A 2,431-nucleotide genomic window follows, 5' to 3' on the forward strand; every position below is an offset into this window, starting at 1 on the left:
GTCCCCATAGGATGCGGAGAAGTGCAATAGCCTTACGCAATATTGGCCGGTCGAATCGCTACGTTGGCGCTGGCCGGGGACCGGCCCCCGGCCGCGGGATGGCCAGTATGACGCGGCTGGGTTGCGGCCGAGCGAACCGGAGTGCCCGCCGCATCCGGCCCGGCTGTTCTGCGGGCTGGTCGCCTCGGCGCGTATCGACGGCGACTGGGTGGCGTTGCGCTGGCTGGAGACCTGGGGCGGCCGGTAGTCGTCATCCAGCCATGCTGCGCTTCGCGGCCTTGGCGGCCACGGTCACGTCGCCCATTCGCTCCGGCGGGCTCATGCCCGCGGCGAGCAGGGAGTTGAGCATGGCGCGGATGCCCGACCCGCGGTTTTCGCAGACGGTGCGGGTCTCGCCGGGGATCGGGACGTCCTCGAGAATCTTGATAAGGGTGGCGTTGCGGGCCGAGGAGATGCCTTCTTCGCCGAGGCTGTCGACCGTGACCGGACCGAACAGCCCACCGGGATTGCGAATGACCAGACGGTCGGGGTACATCTCGACCTGGACCTGGGTGCCGCGGGCGCCACCGGCAAGGTCACGGTGGACCAGCGCGTTGACGACCGCCTCGCGCAGAGCGGTCTCCGGGTACTCCCAGACGTCCTGCCGGCCCACGCCTCCGATGACCGCCCGGCGGGACATGTTGCGGCGGACTGCCGCCAGCGTGTCGCGGACCATGACCGGGACCGGGCCTTCCAACGTCACGCTGTCCAGGAACCGTTCAGTGGACCGGCCGCCGGTCTCGGTCGGGTAGTGCACGAAGGTGACCATCAGTTGCGGGAAGTGCTCCTGCGGATAGCTGCCGAGCGCCAGCAGCCCTGCCAGCGAGACCACGTCTTCGCCATCGTTTCCAGGCACGAGCACCCTGGCACGGCGCAGCACCGCCAACCGGTCCAGATCCTTGAACGCATACGGCCTGCTGACCCTTAGCCGGGCGATCAACACGTCGACACCGGCCGCATCCAGATGATCCAGACCAACACCGTGGACGGCCTGCTCGTCCTCACGGGGCTGCCCACGTGAGGACAACATCACCTGGACCTCATAGGCCGACAGCCGACGATCATCATCGCCTACTCTGACATAGCTGCCCTTGGTGATGCCGGCTCCGCGCGAGTAGCAGGGCTTCTGAGCGGGATCTAGCTCGGGGACCTCGGCGACCAGAACCTGGACGCCTTCAAAGTCATGAATCTTGATCAGCGGTCGCAGCGGAGGCTCCATGTCCTCGGAACACATCGAGGTCCTCGGAACACATCGAGCCGAGATTGGCTGTCAGCCTCGCCGGATCAGGCAGTCCGGTCGCAACGAAGCCCTGGGCTTCGTCCAGCCCAAGGACGATCACGCCACCTCGCGTGTTGGCAAACCCCGAGAGTGTCTCGCGCAGCGACTTCGGCAGCCCACCCTGCGCCTTCTTCACCTCGACGTCGGCGATGTCCGCACCGATGGCGCGGAGGTTGGCGAGGTCGTGAGTCCGGACCGAGCCCAACAAGTCGCCGATCAAGATCCGTCCGCACCTCGGCGCCGGGCGCCGACGGTCGTCATAACCGGGGTTCGACGACAGATGGGGCCGCGGGTGCGGCAGCGCGCTCGGCGGCCGCCAGCCGTCGGCCGGTCCACCGGCGCAGACCGGTCGCGGCGAGCACGACGCCACCGCCGACGGCGTAAGAATACACCCGCAAGGTCCACGCGTCGCCGGGCAGATCCGTGAACAGCGAGACGTAGACGGGGTGCGCGGCCGCGGCGACGGCGAGCCATTCCAGCCGCCCGGCGATGACGGCGAGCGCCGCCAGCAGCACCCCGTACCAGGGCTGGACCGGGGTCGCGACAAGGAACGCGGCACCGACCAGCCACAGCGCGGCCCGTTCGACGGGAACCCGCTGTGGATCGGTCCGCAGCACGGCGACCGTGACCGCCGCCAGCAGGGTGGCCGCTACCGCCTTCGCCGCGGATCCGTCCAGGTGCAGCAGCCCGGCGAGCAGGAGGAAGCGGCTGCCCTCGCCGTAGCCCTCGACGTCGAGGTACTGCGGGAGGAAGCCCAGCGCCTGTGTACCGACGGTGAGGATGTGCGGCAGGTAGGACAGCACGACCACCCCCGCTGCGGCCCCGGCGAGCGTGACGGGCCGGCGCCGGGCCGCCGCGAGCAGCAGCAACGCCGGGTACAGCTTCACCGCCACCGCGCCGCCGAGCAGCGCCCCGGCGACCCCCGTCCGCAGCGGATGGGACCGGGCGGTGAGGACCGCCAGAGCGCTGAGCGCCAGCACGGCCCCGAGGACGTCGACGTGCGCATCGGAACCGATCTCCAGGCCGGCGAGCGGCGAGAACGCATAGAAGGCCGCGTGGCGCGGGTCGCGGCCTCGCGCCACCAGCATCCGCATCATCAGCCCGACCAGTGCC

The 2,431-nt window shown here is 69.8% G+C and carries 4 protein-coding genes; 1 reads left to right on the forward strand and 3 read right to left on the reverse strand.

What is annotated here, in order from left to right; all coding sequences use genetic code 11:
• Positions 1–121: 121 nt before the first annotated feature.
• Positions 122–247, forward strand: coding sequence for a hypothetical protein (locus ACY45C_RS07325; protein WP_462186878.1), 126 nt, complete (start codon positions 122–124; stop codon positions 245–247).
• Positions 248–250: 3 nt separating this feature from the next.
• Here the strand turns inward: ACY45C_RS07325 and ACY45C_RS07330 are convergent, their stop codons facing one another.
• The 3 genes from ACY45C_RS07330 to ACY45C_RS07340 form a co-directional block, all read right to left on the reverse strand.
• Positions 251–1,273 carry an ATP-binding protein gene (locus ACY45C_RS07330; RefSeq protein WP_462186879.1) on the reverse strand — a complete coding sequence of 341 codons (1,023 nt, stop codon included), beginning with the start codon at positions 1,271–1,273 and terminating at the stop codon, positions 251–253.
• Entirely contained in the window at positions 1,221–1,538 is a 318-nt protein-coding gene (locus tag ACY45C_RS07335; protein WP_462186880.1) for an AlbA family DNA-binding domain-containing protein, read from the reverse strand. Before ACY45C_RS07335 ends, ACY45C_RS07330 begins: the two co-directional genes overlap by 53 nt.
• A 37-nt stretch (positions 1,539–1,575) precedes the next feature.
• Positions 1,576–2,431 (reverse strand): glycosyltransferase 87 family protein (locus ACY45C_RS07340; protein WP_462186881.1); only part of this gene is annotated, 856 nt, incomplete at its 5' end.

This window comes from Frankia sp. CcWB2, assembly GCF_977927585.1.